12 protein-coding genes are annotated in these 16,978 nt (G+C 72.9%); 6 read left to right on the plus strand and 6 right to left on the minus strand.

The window, feature by feature from the left end; all coding sequences use genetic code 11:
- Positions 1-17 precede the first annotated feature (17 nt).
- The 3 genes from GA0070214_RS15330 to GA0070214_RS15340 all read right to left on the minus strand — a co-directional run bounded on the left by GA0070214_RS15330 (position 18) and on the right by GA0070214_RS15340 (position 3,371).
- Positions 18-1,529, minus strand: a complete 1,512-nt coding sequence (locus tag GA0070214_RS15330; protein WP_091263343.1) for a bifunctional cytidylyltransferase/SDR family oxidoreductase — start codon at positions 1,527-1,529, stop codon at positions 18-20.
- A gap of 146 nt (positions 1,530-1,675) precedes the next feature.
- Positions 1,676-2,476, minus strand: a complete 801-nt coding sequence (locus GA0070214_RS15335) for an ABC transporter ATP-binding protein (RefSeq protein ID WP_091263344.1) — start codon at positions 2,474-2,476, stop codon at positions 1,676-1,678.
- Positions 2,469-3,371, minus strand: a complete 903-nt coding sequence (locus tag GA0070214_RS15340; protein WP_091263346.1) for an ABC transporter permease — start codon at positions 3,369-3,371, stop codon at positions 2,469-2,471. The genes GA0070214_RS15335 and GA0070214_RS15340 overlap by 8 nt, the downstream gene beginning before the upstream one ends.
- Positions 3,372-3,533: 162 nt before the next feature.
- On the opposite strand from GA0070214_RS15340, the gene GA0070214_RS15345 reads away from it, so the two are divergent.
- From GA0070214_RS15345 to GA0070214_RS15365, 5 genes are all read left to right on the plus strand, one after another.
- Positions 3,534-4,166 (plus strand): TetR/AcrR family transcriptional regulator, encoded by a 633-nt coding sequence (locus tag GA0070214_RS15345; RefSeq protein ID WP_091263348.1) that lies wholly within the window; start codon positions 3,534-3,536, stop codon positions 4,164-4,166.
- 154 nt (positions 4,167-4,320) lie between these two features.
- The gene (locus GA0070214_RS15350; RefSeq protein ID WP_091263350.1) at positions 4,321-5,430 is read left to right on the plus strand and encodes a DegT/DnrJ/EryC1/StrS family aminotransferase; all 1,110 of its coding nucleotides are present in this window, start codon (positions 4,321-4,323) and stop codon (positions 5,428-5,430) included.
- Positions 5,427-6,455 carry a Gfo/Idh/MocA family protein gene (locus GA0070214_RS15355; RefSeq protein ID WP_091263352.1) on the plus strand — a complete coding sequence of 343 codons (1,029 nt, stop codon included), beginning with the start codon at positions 5,427-5,429 and terminating at the stop codon, positions 6,453-6,455. The genes GA0070214_RS15350 and GA0070214_RS15355 overlap by 4 nt, the downstream gene beginning before the upstream one ends.
- A gap of 32 nt (positions 6,456-6,487) precedes the next feature.
- Entirely contained in the window at positions 6,488-8,146 is a 1,659-nt protein-coding gene (locus GA0070214_RS15360; RefSeq protein WP_244167721.1) for a glycosyltransferase family protein, read from the plus strand.
- An 80-nt stretch (positions 8,147-8,226) separates the two neighbouring features.
- Positions 8,227-9,861, plus strand: a complete 1,635-nt coding sequence (locus GA0070214_RS15365; protein ID WP_244167722.1) for a glycosyltransferase family 4 protein — start codon at positions 8,227-8,229, stop codon at positions 9,859-9,861.
- Between the two features lie 84 nt (positions 9,862-9,945).
- Here GA0070214_RS15365 and GA0070214_RS15370 read toward each other — a convergent pair whose 3' ends face one another.
- Genes GA0070214_RS15370 through wecB form a run of 3 tightly spaced genes read right to left on the minus strand, consistent with a single transcriptional unit; the run spans position 9,946 to position 14,592 of the window.
- A complete protein-coding gene (locus GA0070214_RS15370; RefSeq protein ID WP_208602789.1) occupies positions 9,946-12,069 on the minus strand; it encodes a glycosyltransferase family protein in 2,124 nt (707 codons plus the stop codon).
- A complete protein-coding gene (locus GA0070214_RS15375) occupies positions 12,066-13,472 on the minus strand; it encodes a glycosyltransferase family protein (protein WP_091263356.1) in 1,407 nt (468 codons plus the stop codon). Before GA0070214_RS15375 ends, GA0070214_RS15370 begins: the two co-directional genes overlap by 4 nt.
- 34 nt (positions 13,473-13,506) lie before the next feature.
- Entirely contained in the window at positions 13,507-14,592 is a 1,086-nt protein-coding gene (gene wecB / locus GA0070214_RS15380; protein WP_091263358.1) for a non-hydrolyzing UDP-N-acetylglucosamine 2-epimerase, read from the minus strand.
- 470 nt (positions 14,593-15,062) lie between these two features.
- Between wecB and GA0070214_RS15385 the strand changes: the two genes are divergently transcribed.
- Entirely contained in the window at positions 15,063-16,952 is a 1,890-nt protein-coding gene (locus GA0070214_RS15385) for a DUF6311 domain-containing protein (RefSeq protein ID WP_091263360.1), read from the plus strand.
- Positions 16,953-16,978: the final 26 nt, after the last annotated feature.

A 16,978-nucleotide genomic window follows, 5' to 3' on the forward strand; every position in this document is an offset into this window, starting at 1 on the left:
CGTCCCCGTCCCGCGGCTCAGGCGTCGACGCCGGTGGACAGCTGCTCGGCCGGATCCGGGCCGGGCTGGGCCGGCACCGCGGCGACCGGCTCGCCCGGCGCCCGGCGGACGTCGATCACCTGGCCGGTCAGCTCGGAGATCAGCACGTCCAGGGAGGCCTGGGCGACCGCCTCGGAGGAGAGCAGGGTGTGCTCCGGCTCCTCCCCGAACGCCTTGGTGCGCATCGGGGTGGCGGTGCGCTCGGGGTTGACGCAGTTGACCCGTACGCCGAACTCGGCCCACTCGTCGGCGAGCGCCTGGGTCAGGTTGACCAGCGCGGCCTTGGTGGCCGAGTAGAGCGCGTAGCGCGCCCGGCCCCGGGTGTAGGAGCTGGAGGTGTAGAGCAGCAGCTGGCCCTTGGTCTGCTGGAGGTAGGGCAGCGCCTGTCGGGCGATGGTGACCGGGCCGACGAAGTTGACGTGCAGGAGCCGCTCCATCGTCTCCTCGTCCATCTCGGACAGGGCGCCCTTCTCCAGGATCCCGGCCGTGACCACCACGTGGTCGATCCGGCCGGTCGCCTCGAAGGCGGTCTTCAGCGCGGCGGACACGTCCTCGGACCGCTCGACGTGCGTGCCGGTGGTGGAGCGGCTGAACGGGAAGACCTGGGCACCGTAGCGCCGGGCCAGCTCGGTGAGGTCGTGACCGATGCCGTAGCTGCCGCCGAAGACCACGATGGTGCGGCCGGCGAGCTCCTCGGTGTAGCTGCGGTGGTCGCTGAGCTTGGGCACCTGGGCCGCGGCGAGCTGGAAGAGCTTGTCCGCCAGGTGCACGTCGACCGGGTGGGTGACCTTGATGTTCTCGTCCGAGCCGTCGATCACCTTGATCGGCGTGCCGGGCAGGTAGCGCAGCACCACGCCACAGTCGTCGGTGGCCGCGAAGTTCGGGTCGCCCTCGGCCCGCCGGTACGCCTCACGGATGGTGCCGGAGCGGAACGCCTGCGGGGTCTGGCCGCGGCGCAGGCTGGCGCGGACCGGGATGTCGGTGATGCAGTCGTCCTGGTCGACCTGGATGATCGTGTCGGCGGACGGGATGGCCACGTCCACGGCCGCGTAGGTCCAGAGCGCGTTCACGCACTCCCGCACGATCCGGGCGCTGACCAGCGGGCGCACGGCGTCGTGGAAGAGGATGTTGACATCACCGTCGCCGACGGCGTCCAGCGCGATCCGGGTGGTGTCGTTGCGGGTGTCGCCGCCCTCGATCACCTTGCTGACCTTGCGGAAGCCGGCGTTGGCGACGATCCGCTCGGCGTCGGGCACGTGGCCGGCGGCCATCAGCACGATGATCTCGTCGATCTCCGGCGCGGCCTCGAACACCGCCAGGGTGTGCTCGATGATCGGCTTACCGGCGATCTTCAGCAGCTGCTTCGGGATGCCCAGCCCCAGACGCGTCCCGGTCCCCCCGGCGAGGATCACCGCGACCGTCCGCGACGGCCGCCAGGGTGCCGGGCTCGCCGGCTGGGCGTCCGGTGCGGGGGTGCGGTCCTGCGTCATTGCCGTTCCTCACTTCTGCGGTGGGTGGGGGGTTTTGCGCGTCGGTGACCGGGTGGTGAACTTTGGTCGGCGCCGAGGTGAACCTTAACGCGTACGACGGAGCGCACCGACTCCGGACGAGGCCGGAACCGGTGCGCTCCGGCCGGCTACTTCTGGTTCTCGTAGGCGTCGCAGACCTCCTGGGTGGGGCCGTCCATCTTCAGGACGCCGCTCTCCAGCCAGATGGTCCGCTCACAGGTGTCCCGGATCGAGCCGATGGAGTGGCTGACCAGGAAGACGGTGCCGGCGCTGTCGCGCAGCTCGCGCACCCGCTGCTCGCTGCGGGCGCGGAACTTGCGGTCACCGGTGGCCAGCGCCTCGTCGATGAGCAGCACGTCGTGCTTCTTCGCCGAGGAGATGGCGAAGCGCAGCCGCGCGCCCATGCCCGAGGAGTAGGTGCGCATCGGCAGCGAGGCGAAGTCGCCGCGCTCGTTGATCCCGGAGAACTCGATGATCTCCGGCGCCAGCCGCTTGACCTCCTCCGGCGGCATGCCCATGGCCAGGCACCCGAGCACCACGTTGCGCTCGCCGGACAGGTCGTTGAGCAGCGCCGCGTTCACGCCGAGCAGGGACGGCTGGCCCTGGGTGTAGACCGCGCCCCGGGCCGGCGGGAGCAGGCCGGCGATGGCCCGCAGCAGGGTCGACTTGCCGGAGCCGTTGCTGCCGATCAGGCCGATGGCCTCACCCTCGTACGCGGTGAAGCTGACGCCCTTGACCGCGTGCACCTCGCGGATGGTCGGCGCCGTGGTCCGGGACACGATCCGCTTGAGCGCGGAGACCGGGGTGGTGCCGCCGGTGGCGCCCTTGTGGATCCGGTAGATCACGTGCACGTCGTCCACCACGACGGTGGGGACGCGCCCCGAGTCCGTCACGGCGGCGCTGCCCGCCGGCTGCGTGAGGTCAGCCACGGCCGTACTCCTCTTCTCCGCGCCAGAAGTAGACGAACCCGCCGATGCCCATGACGACTGCCCAGAACAGGCCGAGCGCCCAGAGCCGCAGGGGGGAGCTCACCAGGTTCGCCTGGTGCGAGTCGAGCAGCGAGTACCGGGCCAGCTCGATGAAGACCAGCGGCGGGTTCCATTCCAGGACGGACGCCGCCCAGTTCGGCAGGTGCTCCCGGAACAGGGAGACCGGGTAGAGCACGCCGGAGGCGTACAGCCAGGTCCGCATCACGAACGGCATGACCTGCTTGAGGTCGGTGACCTTGGAGCCGAGCCGGGCCATCACCATGGTGAGCCCGACGTTGAAGATGGTCTGCAGGAGCAGCATGGGAGCGATCAGCAGCCAGCGGAAGGTGATCGGCTCGCCGGTGAACAGCACGATGGCGGCCAGCACGATCATCGACATGAGCAGCTGCTGGAGCTGCACCAGGGTGACGGTGATCGGCAGCGCGGCCCGGGGGAACTGGAGGGCCCGGATCAGCCCCAGGTTGCCGGTGATCGCGCTCGTGCCGTTCTGCACCGCGGTCTGGGTGAACATGAAGATGAACACGCCGGTGCACAGGTACGCGATGAAGTTCGACACGCTCCGGTGCTGGGACAGGATCACGCCGAAGATCAGGTAGTAGACCGCCGCGTTGGTGAGCGGTGTCAGCACCTGCCAGAGTTGGCCGAGCTGGGTGTTGCTCAGCGAGGAGGCGACCTTCGCCCGCGAGTACGCGGTCATGAAGTGTCGGTACGCCCACAGCCGGCGGGCGTACTCGGCCAGGGGTGGGCGTTCCCCGGCGACCCGCAGCCCGTACCGCTGGGCGAGCTGGGCCCGGGTCAGCCCGGAATCGGGGTCGGCCACCGCGGTGTTGGCCATGGTCAGGCGCTCCGATCTTTTGTGCCGATGGGGAGCAGGAAGATGTGTCGCGGCGTGGAAATCTAGCGCGGCCGGGCGGGGAGGGTGCCTCGCTGCTGCCGGAAAGGTAGTCCAAAACACGTCGGGACGCAACCGTATCGTCGTTGCGCTACATTGTCCCACGTGACGACCGAGAAGAGGCGTGCCCCGGCCGGCGCGGCGGTGCTGCGCGGGGAGATCACCAGTGCCATCCGCGCCGCCGTGATGCAGGAGTTGGCCGAGGTCGGCTACGGCCGCCTCTCCATCGAGGCCGTGGCCCGCCGGGCCGGGGTCAGCAAGACCGCGATCTACCGTCGCTGGCGTTCGAAGCTCGACCTCGTGCTGGACATGGTCTCCGCGGCGGCGGGCCGCAACCTGCCGCTGCTGGACACCGGCAGCCTCCTGGGCGACCTGGAGATCCTGCTCCACGTGATGGCCCGTGCGCTGCGTCACCGGCTGGCCTCGCAGATCATCCCGGACCTGCTGGCCGAGGCGGCCCGCAACCCGCAGATCGCGGAGAAGCTCCAGGCCGCCCTGGACGACTACCAGCAGGCCGTGGGCCGCATCCTGATCGGCCGGGCGGTCGAGCGGGGAGAGCTCTCCCCGGACACCGACCGGCGTGCCGCCGTGGACCTGATCGTCGGTCCGGTCTACTGGCGGATGGCCATCTCCCGGGCGCCGCTGGAGCTCGACGAGGTGCCCCGACTGGCCTCCGCGATCGTCGCGGCCCTGCGGGTAGCATGCTTGGGGCCTGTCCGCGACGAGGTGGAAGTCTGACCCCCGGTCGCGTCGTCGGCGGCCGGCCCGTCGATCATGAACAGCAGGACACAACTGGCCGGACATTGAACGCGACCAGGTTGTTTTCGTCACAAACCGCTACCATCCCCAGAACGTTCCCCCACTGAGCAACGTGTCGACAGGAGGAAGCCCCATGGTCGGGCCGCATCCAGAGTTCATTCCCCCAGCACGACCGATCATCGGTGAGGCCGAGATCGAGGCGGCTGTCCGGGTGCTGCGGAGCGGCCGGGTCGTGCAGGGCCCCGAGGTCGCGGCGTTCGAGGAGGAGTTCGGCGACCTGGTCGCCGGCCGGCACTGCGTCGCCGTCAACTCCGGCACCTCCGCGCTCCAGCTCACCCTGATGGCGCTCGGCTTCGGCCCGGGTGACGAGGTCATCGTGCCCTCGTTCTCCTTCGCGGCCAGCGCCAACGCCGTCCGGCTGGTCGGCGCCGAGCCGGTCTTCGTGGACATCGAGCCGGGCAGCTTCTGTGTCGACCCGCAGGCGGTCGCCGCCGCGGTCACCCCGCGCACCGTCGCCATCATGCCGGTGCACCTCTACGGTCACCCGGCCGCCATGGACCAGATCATGGCCATCGCCGAGCGGCACGACCTCGCCGTGGTGGAGGACGCCGCCCAGGCGCACGGGGCGACCTTGAACGGCACCCCGGTCGGCGCGTTCGGCACCGCCGGCTGCTTCAGCTTCTACCCGACGAAGAACATGCACGCCCTGGAGGGCGGCATGGTCACCACCGCCGACGCCGAGCTGGCCCGCACCCTGCGGCTGCTGCGCAACCAGGGCATGGAGCAGCGGTACGCCAACGAGATCGTCGGCGCCAACATGCGGATGACCGACGTCGCCGCCGCGATCGGCCGCGTGCAGCTCACCCAGCTCGCCGAGTGGACCGAGCAGCGCCGCGCCAACGCCAAGTTCCTCGACTCGAAGATCACCGGCATGGTCACCCCGCCGGTGGCCGACGCGGCCAAGCACGTCTACCACCAGTACACCGTGCGGGTGCAGGGCAACCGCGACGCCGCCATGGCCCGCCTCACCGAGCTGGGCATCGGCAACGCGGTCTACTACCCGACCCCGATCCATCGCCTCAAGCCCTACCTCGACGCCGACGGCAAGCCCGGCCCGTGGGACCTGCCGGAGACCGAGCGCGCGGCCGCCGAGGTCGTCTCGCTGCCGGTGCACCCGTCGCTGAGCCCGGCCGACCTGGAGCGGATCGCCGAGGGCGCGAACCTCGCCGGGGGTGCCCGATGAGCGAGGCCCGCAAGCTGCGCGCCGGCCTGATCGGCCTGGGCGCCATGGGGCGCAACCACGCCCGGGTGCTGTCCAACCTGGACGGCGTCGAACTGGTCGGCGTGGTCGACCCGGCCGGCGACGTGACCGGCACGCTCCGCGCGCCGGTGGTCCCCGCGCTGGAGGACCTGCTGGCCCTGGGCATCGACTACGCCGTCGTCGCCTGCCCGACCGCCCTGCACGAGCAGATCGGCCTGGAGCTGGCCGCCAACGGGGTCGGCGCGCTCATCGAGAAGCCGCTGGCCCAGTCCGTCGAGGCCGCCACCAAGCTGGTGGAGGCCTTCGAGTCCGCCGGTCTGGTCGCCGGCGTCGGCCACATCGAGCGCTACAACCCGGCGCTGCAGAGCCTGCGTACCCGGCTGGAGGCCGGCGAGCTGGGCGAGGTGTTCCAGGTCGTCACCCGGCGCCAGGGCCCGTTCCCGCACCGGATCGCCGACGTCGGCGTGGTCATGGACCTGGCCACCCACGACATCGACCTGACCGCCTGGGTCACCGGCCGGGAATACACCTCGGTGTCGGCCCGGACGGTCTCCCGCAGCGGCCGGCTGCACGAGGACATGGTCGCCGTGGTCGGCCAGCTCTCCGACGGCACGATGGTCAACCACCTGGTCAACTGGCTGAGCCCGCTCAAGGAGCGGTCGACGGTGGTCACCGGCGACAAGGGCTGCTTCGTCGCCGACACCCTCACCGCCGACCTGACCTTCTACGCCAACGCCGCCATCGACACCGAGTGGGAGGCGCTGCGCGCGTTCCGCGGTGTGGCCGAGGGCGACATGGTCCGCTACGCGATCCCGAAGCGGGAGCCGCTGCTGGTGGAGCACGAGCGCTTCCGCGACGCCGTCGAGGGCAAGCAGAGCGACATCGTGACGCTGCGGCAGGGTCTGCGGACCGTGCAGGTGGCCGCCGGGCTCCTCGAGTCCGCGTCCGACGGCAAGGTCGTCTCCGTCGCGCCCGCCGGGAGCGACGCGGAGCCGGCACTGCGATGAGCCCGGCGCCGGTTCGGCGGACGGTCTCCGCGGTGAAGCGGCGGCTCCCCCGGCGGTGGCGCATCGCGCTCCGCCGGGCCGCCGCCGGCGACCGGCCCTGGGAGACACCTTCGGTACGTGAGCTCTGCGAGCTCCCCGCCACCACGCCGCTGCTCGTGCACGCGGGCGGGATCGCGGACGACCGGGCGCTCGGCGGCATCCTCGCCGCCCTGGCCCGGTTGCCGGAGTTCCACCTGGCCCTCGTCCGCACCGACGCGGACGGGGCGGCCGTGCAGGAGCTGATCCGCCGCGCTGGCAAGGCACGCCGGAGGGTGCACGAGGTGCCCCGCCCGCGTCGGCTGACGCCGGCCTTCCTCGCCTCGGCGGACCTGGCCGTGCTCGGGTTCGCCCCGGAGGGGGACCAGCCCGCGCCGGTGCCCGCCGTTCTCGACGCCTACCGGGCCGCCGGGCTGCGGATCGTGGCCGGCAACGCCCGGCCGGTACGCGAGTACCTGGCCCGGCACCGGGCCGGCGAACTGTTCGTGCCCGGCTCGGTGCCGTCCTTCGTGAAGGCCGTCGAGCGGGCATGGGACCGCACCGCGGAGGCGCCCGAGGCCGCGGAGCCGACCGTGGCACCGTTCGAGGCCGGCACACCGGGTCCCTGGCGGGCCCTGGGCGCCGGGCCCGTCCGGCTGGGCCTGGGCACCGCCAACTACGCCGGCCAGCTCTCCGCGCTGGCCGCCGCGATCAGCGCCGCCCGCCCGGACGTCGGCGTGGAGCTGGTCGTGGCCAAGCCACCGGCGACCTTCCGGTACCCGGCGGACCGCTACCTGCACTTCCCGGCCGAGCACCAGCTCGACGTGCAGCTGGACCAGATCCGGCGGGTGCTCGGCGCGTACACCCACCTGATCGTCGACGCCTTCCGCCCGGTGCTCGGCCGGCTCAACGGCGACGATGTGGCGGCCGACCTGCCCGCACTGCGCCGGGCCCGGATCAAGGTCGCGCTGCTGGCGCACGGCAGTGAGATCCGCCACCCGGGCGCGCACCTGGAGCGGCACGCCGAGTCGGCGTTCCGGGACGCCCCGGAGGACCTGCGGGAGCGGCTCACCGTGGTGGCCGAGCGGAACCGGCGCACCGCCGAGGAGAGCGGCCTCCCGCTGTTCGTCACCACCCCCGACCTGCTGGACGACGTGCCCTTCGCCACCTGGGCCCCGCTGGTGGTCGACGTCGACGGCTGGGCGTGCGACCGTCCGGTGCTGGAGCGGGCCCGCCCGGTGGTGCTGCACGCCCCGTCCAACCGCTGGACCAAGGGCACCGACCGGCTCCTGCCCCAGTTGCAGGAGCTGCACGACCGGCGGATCATCGAGTTGCGGCTGGTGGAAGGTTTGCCGTACAGCGAGATGCGCCGCCAGGTGCAGGACGCCGACATCGTCGTCGACCAGCTCGTGATCGGCAGCTACGGCACGTTCTCCTGTGAGGGGATGGCCGCCGGCAAGGTGGTGGTGGCCTACCTCAGCGAGGCTGCCCACCGGGCGGTCGGCGTCCAGCCACCGATCGTGAACGCGACGCCCACCACGCTGGTGAAGGCGATCGAGTCGCTGCTCGACGACCGCGCCGCCGCGACGGCGCTCGCCGCCGAGGGGCCCGGTTACGTCCGTGATCAGCACGACGGTCGGCGGACCGCCGAGGTCTTCGACGCCTTCCTCCGGTGACCCGCGCCGGTCGTCTCCGGACGACCGGCGGGGGGAGCCGGACCGACCGTGCCAGACCTGTGAACGAGGAGAAGCACCCGATGCGAGCTGTGCCGTCCACCGACGCCCGACCGACCCGGGGGAGGGTGGTGATGCTCGTCGACAACGGGGTCCACGGCGACTCCCGGGTGCAGAAGGCCGCCCGGTCGGCCGCCGAGGCCGGCTGGGAGGTGATCCTGGTCGGCATCCTGAAGGGCACCGCCGCGGAGGAGAACTGGCGGCTCGGTGACGCTGAGGTGCGCCTTATCCGGGTGCCCAGGCGGCTCCCGCACCCGATCACCTATCGTCGGGCCCTGCTGCGCCGCCCGCTCGCCTACAAGCCGGGGCCCGAGGCGAAGCGGAAGCTGAACAAGCTCAAGGCCCGGCGGGACGACCTCAACTTCCGGCTCTCCGAGATCAAGGTGACACGGCAGGGCGGCGGGCCGCGCTGGGCCGAGCTGACCGGCAAGGCCCGGCTGGCGTCGCCGTACTTCCTCAACAAGGTCATGTTCAAGTGGGTCGGGCTCCGCTCGCGGGAGCTGAAGCGGCTGCAGGAGCAGCAGCAGGACCCGAACTCCCGGCTCGACCGGGCGGCGCTGCGGTTCTGGCAGGGCCTGCAGGGTGACCGCGCCTGGCGCCGGCTGGACCCGGAGCTGTGGGACTTCGAGCTGGCCTTCGCCTCGGTCGTGGACGAGCTGAAGCCGGACCTCATCCACGCGCACGACTTCCGGATGCTCGGCGTCGGGGCGCGGGCCGCCATGCGGGCCCGGGCCGGCGGTCGCGACGTCAAGCTGGTCTGGGACGCCCACGAGTTCGTCCCCGGCATCATCGGCCGGCCCACCAACCTGCGCTGGCTGCCGGCCCAGATCGCCTACGTGCGGGAGCACGCGCCCTACGCCGACGCCGTCATCACCGTCTCCTCGACGCTGGCCGATCTGCTCCGGGAGACCCACGACCTGCCCGAGCAGCCGGCCGTCGTGTTGAACGCCCCGCCCGCCGCGCTGACCGCGGAGCAGCGGGCCGTGCCGGTGCCGGACATCCGGGGGCTCTGCGGCATCGACGCGACGACCCCGTTGCTGGTCTACTGCGGCGGCATCAACCCGTCGCGCGGGGTGGACATCATGATCCGCGGCCTCACCCGGATGCCCGACGCGCACGTCGCGCTGGTGTCGGTGCATCCGAACGGCCGGGTGCCGATCATGTACGAGCTGGAGGAGCTCGCCGCCGAGCTCGGCGTGGCCGACCGGGTGCACCTGCTGCCGTACGTGCCGCACTGGCAGGTGTCGGCCTTCGTGGCCCCGGCCGACCTCGGCGTCATCCCGATCCACCACAAGCCGAACCACGAGATCGCGCTCATCACCAAGTTCTTCGAGTACGCCCACGGCCGGCTGCCCATGGTGGTGAGCGACGTCAAGACCATGGCCGAGGCGACCCGGGCGACCGGCCAGGGTGAGGTGTTCCGCGCCGAGGACCTGGACGACTACCTGCGCGCGGTGCGCGCGGTGCTGGACGACCCCGAGCGGTACCGTGCCGCCTACGACCGGCCGGGCGTGCTGGAGCAGTGGACCTGGGAGGCGCAGGCCCGGGTGATGGACGAGGTCTACACCCGCCTGCTGCCCGACCACCCGAAGGCGGTCACCACGGATCCCGCCACCCCGTCCCTGCCGACGCAACGGTCGGCGGTGCCCGTCCGCTGACGCGCGCTCACGAGAAGGGGCCCGGCCGATCGGCCGGGCCCCTTCTCGTTCGCCTGTGCTCCGCCGGCGGGCGGTCCGGGCGGTTCAGTCGTCCAGCAGCAGCCGGTCGTAGCCGGACTGGGTGACGGTCCAGTCCCACGTCTTCAGGACGTGCTCGGACGCGGCCCGCCCGGCCTCCGCCCACCGCTCCTCGGTGGCCGTGGCGGCGAGGATCCGCTCCGCGGCCTCCTCGGGGGTGGCGACCACCCAGTCGGCGGGGAAGAGGCTACGGGCGCCGTGCGGCTTCCCGGCGAAGAACGGCCAGTCGCGGACCACCGGCACCGCCCCGCTGGCCGCGCCCTCCACCAGGCCACAGTGGAAGCTCTCGCGCACCGAGGCGCTGAGGATGATCCCCACCTCCTGGAGCGCGGCCGGGACGTCGTCGGTCTGCCCGTACCGCCGGACCGCGCCGAGCGGCTCCAGCTCGGCCAGGTCCTTGCTGAACAGCTTGCCGTAGTCCTTGGCCGGCTTGCTGGTCCGGTTGTTGAAGTCGCTGCCGATGAGCGTGAGCCGGTAGCGCTCGTCCCGCTCGCGCAGCCTGCGCAGCACCTCGATCGCCCAGCGCGGGTCCTTGGCCACCGAGCTGAACCCGACCATGCCGAGGGTGAACCGGGCGTCCGCCGGCTTCGAGCGGGGGTACCGCTGGAGGTCCATGGCGTTGTCGATGACGTGGAGCCGGGGGCCGTCCGCCTCGGTGAGCTGGGGCAGCACCGCGGTGGACAGGTCCTTGAGGTGCTCGGAGACGAAGACGACGTCGTCGACCCGGGAGAAGTCCACCAGGTGCGGCCAGAAGTTGAAGGCCTCGAAGCTGTGCAGCCGCACGATGATCCGGGCCGTGCCCGGGTCGTGCAGCGTGAACAGCGCCGCGGTGGCCTGGCACCAGTCGACGAAGACGGTGTCCGCCCAGTCCAGGTGCGGCCGCAGCCACTCCTCGATCTTGGCGCCGTACGACGACTCGCCGGCCAGCAGGTGCTCCATGACGGTGCTGCCGCTCAGGGCCAGCGGCCGGGTCACCGGGTCGTCGTAGAGGTCGAGGAACCGGACCTCCACGTTCGGCATCGCCCGGTAGCGCTCCAGGATCTCCTGGAGGAAGTTGTCGTTGATGAGCGTGGTGACCAGCAGCCGCAGCGGCCGGTCGGCGGGCACCGGGGCGGCCGGGGCGAGCCGGCCCCGCTTCGCGGACAGTTTCCGGGCCGCGGTGCTCTCCCGGAACGGCGCCAGGAAGGCCCCCGGGTCCTCGCTCATGGGCGAGGAGAGCCGGTCGAAGTGCAGCACCCGGTTGGAGGCCAGGCTCCACGCCCTGGACACGGCTGCGGCGGCCTTCTTGCTGTCCCGGGGGAGCAGGCTGTCCGCCAGCGCCAGCTGGGCCCGGATCGCGTCGTGCAGGCCGGTCGGCACCCGGCCGAGCGCCAGCTCGGCCTGCGCCGCCTTGGTGAGCACGTCCGCGCGGGTGCCGGCGCTGCTGATCCGGCTGACCGCGGCGGAGGCGGCCCGGGCCGCGACGGCCGGCCGGCCGGCCTTCACCGCGCTGTCGTGCAGCCGGACGGCGAGCTTGCTGCGGAAGCGGTCCGGCACGCGGGGAGCCGCCACGGCGCGGGTCCAGAACCAGGCGCCCGCCGGGTTGCTCATGACCGTCTGCCCGGTGGCCTTGCGCAACGTGGTCCGGACGGTCTGCGTCGCCGCCCGGCGCGCGCCCCGGGCACCGATGCCCGCCGCCGCGGAGACCTGACGCTCCAGCCGCCGGCCCACCGACTCCGGCCGCCGGGCGTCGAGCGCCCGCTGCGCCGGCACGAGCCCGTAGTAGGCGCCGGCCCGGGTGTTGCGCTGGGCCATCTCCCACACGGTGTGCACGGCGCGGGCGTCGAGGGCGACCAGCAGGTCCGCCTTCCGGTAGAGCTGCCGCAGCCACGCGTTGCGCCGGGCGTGCAGCCACACCTTCCGGTTGGCCGGCGCGCGGCCGAGCGCCTTGCGGAGCCGGGCGTCGCGCTTCTCCCCGGGCACGGCGAAGGTGCGCACCTCCGCCAGCGCCGGGTCGACCGGCAGGTCCGCGCTGTTGAAGAAGCACGCCACGGTGACGCTGGCGCCCCGGGCACGGAAGCGCTCGAGCGCCTCGATCAGGACGGCCGGCTGCTTCGGCGCGGTGGCGGCCACGATGAGCACGGTGGTCACAGCTGGACATCCTCCGTCGAAGCGGCCGGGGCGGAATCGCCGGCCGTGGTGGGCCGGACGAGTTCGGTGAGGTGACGCACGGCGGGGCCGAGCACCGCCGGCCGGGCGAACCGGCGGGCGAGCCGGCGCGCGGCGGTCCGGTCGGCGTCGGTGGCCTTCAGGGCCATCCGGGCGGCCTCGCTGAAGGAGTTGGCGAGGCGGTGCGGGTCCAGGCCGACGGCCCCGGTCCACAGCGGATGCCCGGCCAGGATGTTCGTCGCGTCGTGGTCGACGTCGTGGGCGGAGAGCACCGGCAGGCCGGTGGCCATGAACTCGTACACCTTGCCGGAGGTGACGAAGCGGCCGCCGACCAGCATCAGGACGAGGGCGTCCCACGAGCCGTACGTCGCCGCCAGGTCGGCCTTCGGCACCGGGCCGCCGAAGCTGACCCCGTCGACGGCGGCCTCCTTGAGCAGGTCCATGTGGCGGTTGGCCTCGCGGGCCGGGCCGGCGCCGATGTGGCCGCGCACCTCGAACCGGGAGCTGGCCAGCACGGGGTCGTCCCGCCGGGCGATCCGCCACCCGTCGAGCACCGACTCGAGGAAGGCCGGCGTGAAGTTGACCGAGCCGAGGTAGCCGAAGGTCAGCCCGGCGGCCGGGTCCGGCGACCGGCCGCTGACGTCCGGCAGGCTGTCCTCGTCGTAGCCGTTGCGCACGACGTGCACCCGGTCGGCGAGGTGCGGGTACCGCTCGCGGTAGAAGCCGGCGATCGGGTCGTTGACGCACCAGACCGCGACGGCGTGCTCCAGCACCTTGGACTCCCAGCGACCGGAGACCGAGTCCCGGGTGAACGCCTCGCCGCCGCCGATGACGTCCAGCGACCAGCCGTCGCGGAAGTCGACGGCGTAGGGGACCTTGTGCTCCTCCCACAGCTTCCACGTGGCGGCCAGGTTCACGTACGGGGCGCAGGAGGCGAGCAGCAGGTCGGCGGGGTGCTCACGGTGCACCCGCAGCACCGCCTGCTCCAGGTCGTACCGCCACCCGCCGAAGACCGGCTCCGGGAAGACCTTCTGCTCGCGCTGGCGCAGGCGCTTGATCCACCCTGCGGGGTCGAGCGAGCGCTCCTCCGAGAAGGCCCGGATGTCGGTCTCCAGGTCCTCCCGGATCAGCGGCAGCTCCACCACCTTGACCCGCGGGTCGACCTTCTCGGAGAGGGTGTGGTCCAGGCCGTACTCCCGCTCCCAGGCCTCCTGGCAGATGGTGATGACGGTGATGTCCCACCCCAGGGCGACGAACTGGTTCGCTGTCTCGCGCAGCCGGTAGGCGCTGCTCTTCGCCGCGGGCGGGAAGCCGATCGCCAGGTAGATGGCGTGCGGTCGCTTCCCGCCGCCGGACCGGGGGAGGGGGAGAACTCGATTGCTCATCGCAGGTAGCCGATCGTGAAGAGGGGACGCGCGGTCATGCCAGGTGCCGGCGCAGCGTCTCGGCGACGCGGTGGGCCGCCCGGCCGTCGCCGTACGGGGTGCCGCGGGGCGCCTCCGGGGCGGGGCGGGTCGCCGTCGTCGCCCACTGCGCGCCCAGCTCGCGCGGGTCGGGAACGAGGACGTTCCAGCCGTCGGCGAGGGTCTCCACCCACTCCGTCTCGGTGCGCAGGGTGGTGCACGGGCGGTCCAGCAGGTAGGCCTCCTTCTGGAGGCCGCCCGAGTCGGTGACCACGCCGACGGACCCGACCACGGCGGCCACCATGGCGGCGTACGGCAGCGGACGGCCGGCGTGCAGCGAGCCCCGGGACAGCTTCAGGCCGTGCTCCTCGGCCCGGGCGACCAGCCGCGGGTGGGCCAGCAGGGCGACCGGCACGGGCAGGTCGGCCAGCGCGTCGAGCAGCGTGGCGAGCCGCTGCGGGTCGTCGGTGTTCTCCGCGCGGTGCAGGGTGGCCAGCAGGTAGGGGGCGTCCGGGTCGATCCCCTCGGGCAGGGCCGGCCGGGGCTGGCCGCCCTGCGACACGTCGTCCCGGACCCGCAGGCAGACGTCCACCATCACGTCGCCCACCAGGTGGGAGCGGGACGCCAGGCCCTCCGAAGCGAGGTGCCGCATCGCCTCCTCGGTGGGAGCGAGCAGCAGGTCGGCGGCGTGGTCGGTGAGCACCCGGTTGTGCTCCTCCGGCATGCGCCGGTTGAACGAGCGCAGCCCGGCCTCCAGGTGAGCCACCCGCAGGTGCTGCTTCACCGCCGACAGCGTGCCGGCCAGGGTCGAGTTGGTGTCGCCGTAGACCAGCACCCAGTCCGGCCGTTCGGCGGCGAGCACCGGGTCCAGCGCGGCCAGCGTGTTGCCGGTCTGCACGCCGTGGCTGCCGGAGCCGATGCCCAGGTGCACGTCCGGGTCGGGGATGCCGAGGCCGGAGAAGAACACGTCGGACAGGTCCGCGTCGTAGTGCTGGCCGGTGTGCACGATCACGTGCTCGCACCCGTCCTCGGCGAAGGCCGCGGCGATGGGCGCCAGCTTCACCAACTGCGGACGGGCGCCGACGATGCTGACGACCTTCACTGCGTGACTCCTCGTGATCTGCGACGGGGACTGCGGGTGGATCGGGCGCGCCGGTCGCGGAGGCCCGGGTCGTGGGCGGGCGGCCCTAGGAATAGTAGTGCCCCCGCCGGTGACGGACGACGGACGTGGTGGCGGCCGGTGGCGAATCGTGCCGAGCGCCACCGGGTGGATCCGGTCATCGGTGCCCCGAGCGGGGCGGATGCGACGAGTGGCGCGGGCCGGGACACAGCGCACCACCCTAACCGACCGTGGCCGGTCGTCCGCGCCTCACCGGCGCCGTGGCGGCCGGAAGGCCGGCGGAGGTCGCCGGACCGCCGGGTGGGCGTTGCGTCCCGTTCGCCGCACCGACGGGGGATCTTCCCGGACAGTTCACGACCCGCACCTCCGGGCCGCCGGGCGGGGGACGTGTGCCGCCGGGCGGGGCGAGCCTGGCCGGGAGGCGGCGCGTGGCTTGCGTACACTACGGCGCCATGACCGCCCCGGGCCCCGACATCCGTACCCGCACCTCCGCCGACGGCGAACCGGTGACCGACGCCACCGCCCGCGCCACCGCTGAGGCCCCCGAGGGGGCGGAGCCACCGGCCGGCGCGGAGGAGCGCGAGCCGGCGGCCACGACCGGCCCCGCCCGCTGGCGCCGGCTGCGCCCGGACCTGCTGGTCGCCGCGGTCTACCTGGCCGGCGCCCTGTGGGTGACCGCCCGCGGCTGGCTCGACCACAGCGGCCGGCTGCTCGGCAGCCGCCCCAACGACCAGGGCTTCAACGAGTGGATGCTGGCCTACGGCGCGCACGCGGTCAGCCACCTGGAGAACCCGTTCTTCACCACGCTGCAGAACGCCCCGACGGGCATCAACCTCATGACCAACGTCGGGATGCAGCTGCCCGGCCTGGTCCTGTCGCCGTTCACCCTGCTGTTCGGCGCCTCCTTCTCCTACCTGCTGTTCATCACGCTCAACCTGGCCGGCACCGCGTACGCCTGGTACCACGTGCTCTCCCGGCACCTGGTGTCGTCCCGGGCCGCGGCCTTCGTCGGCGGCCTGTTCTGCGCCTTCGCGCCGGCCCTCGTCTCGCACAGCAACGGGCACCCGCACATCACCGCCCAGTGGCTGGTGCCGTTCATCCTGTGGCGGGTCGTCCGGCTGGCCCGCGGCGGCCACGTCGTCCGAGACGGTCTGGTGCTGGGCGGGCTCGTGGTGGCGCAGTTCTTCGTGAGCCTGGAGATCCTCTTCCTGGCCGCGCTCGGCTGCCTCATGATGGTGGTCGGCTACCTGATCTTCCGGCCCCGCGAGGCGCTGCGGCGCGCCCGGCCGCTGCTGGGCGGACTGGCCATCACCGGCGTGCTGGTCGGCGCCGCCGCCGCGTACCCGCTGTGGATGCAGTTCGCCGGGCCGCAGCACCGGGTCGGGCACCCCGGCAACCCCGACGTCTACGCGCTGACCGTCGGCTCGTTCGTGCGCTACGCCACCGAGTCGGTGGCCGGCAGCCCCACCAGCGCGCTGCGCTGGGGCCCGAACACCACCGAGCAGTCGAGCTTCTACGGCTGGTCGGTCGTGGTCCTGGCGCTGGCCGCCTGCTGGTGGCTGCGCCGGGAGATCGTGGTCCGCGTGCTCGCCGTGGTGATCGCGATCTCCGCGGTCTTCTCGATCGGCACCACCTGGACCTGGGGCACCCGGCGTACCGACGTGCCGGCGCCGTTCGCGCTGGTGACCGATCTGCCGGTCTTCGACTCGGTGGTGGTCTCCCGGTTCGCGCTGATCACCACGGCGGCGCTCGGCGTGCTGTTCGCGGTCGCGGGGGACCGCCTCGCCCGGATCCGGGCGACCGACGCGGGCGAGGCCCGCCTGGTTCCCCGGCTGGCCGCCGTGGCGGCGCTGGCCGCGCTGCTGCCGATCCTGCCGACCCCGCTGGAGGCCCGCGGCCGGGTGCCCGTCCCCGACTTCGTCACCAGCGGCGCGTGGCGCGACCACGTGGCGCCCGGCCGCACCCTGGTGCCGGTGCCGGTCAGCGGCATGACCTCGCTCTACTGGAGTTCCGCCGCGGTGGCCGGCTTCGCCGTGCCCGAGGGCTACTTCCTCGGCCCGGTCTCGGCCACCGACGCCACCGGTCGCTGGGGTGTGGAGCCGCAGCCGACCGCGAAGCTGCTCACCGCCGTGTCGCGGGGCGAACGGGACACCACGGTCGGCCCGGCGGACATCGCCCAGGCCCGGTCCGACGTCCGGTACTGGAAGGCCGACGCCGTGGCGCTGCCCGACCGGGGCGCGCGGGGGCACGACAACCTCAAGGTCGTGCTGGACGCGCTGTACGGCCCGGGGCAGCGGGTGGACGACGTCTGGCTGTGGGACGTCCGGCCGTTCACGCGGTGACGGCGGGTCGCCGCCACCGCGTGCCG

It is taken from the genome of Micromonospora chaiyaphumensis, assembly GCF_900091435.1.
Lineage (GTDB): Bacteria > Actinomycetota > Actinomycetes > Mycobacteriales > Micromonosporaceae > Micromonospora > Micromonospora chaiyaphumensis.

Bases quoted from the DNA above. Each gene is read 5' to 3' on its own strand.
- GA0070214_RS15365 (WP_244167722.1), top strand. From the start codon at position 8,227: ATGCGAGCTGTGCCGTCCACCGACGCCCGACCGACCCGGGGGAGGGTG.
- GA0070214_RS15350 (WP_091263350.1), top strand. From the start codon at position 4,321: ATGGTCGGGCCGCATCCAGAGTTCATTCCCCCAGCACGACCGATCATC.
- GA0070214_RS15330 (WP_091263343.1), bottom strand. From the start codon at position 1,529: ATGACGCAGGACCGCACCCCCGCACCGGACGCCCAGCCGGCGAGCCCG.
- GA0070214_RS15375 (WP_091263356.1), bottom strand. From the start codon at position 13,472: ATGAGCAATCGAGTTCTCCCCCTCCCCCGGTCCGGCGGCGGGAAGCGA.
- GA0070214_RS15355 (WP_091263352.1), top strand. From the start codon at position 5,427: ATGAGCGAGGCCCGCAAGCTGCGCGCCGGCCTGATCGGCCTGGGCGCC.
- GA0070214_RS15385 (WP_091263360.1), top strand. From the start codon at position 15,063: ATGACCGCCCCGGGCCCCGACATCCGTACCCGCACCTCCGCCGACGGC.
- GA0070214_RS15340 (WP_091263346.1), bottom strand. From the start codon at position 3,371: ATGGCCAACACCGCGGTGGCCGACCCCGATTCCGGGCTGACCCGGGCC.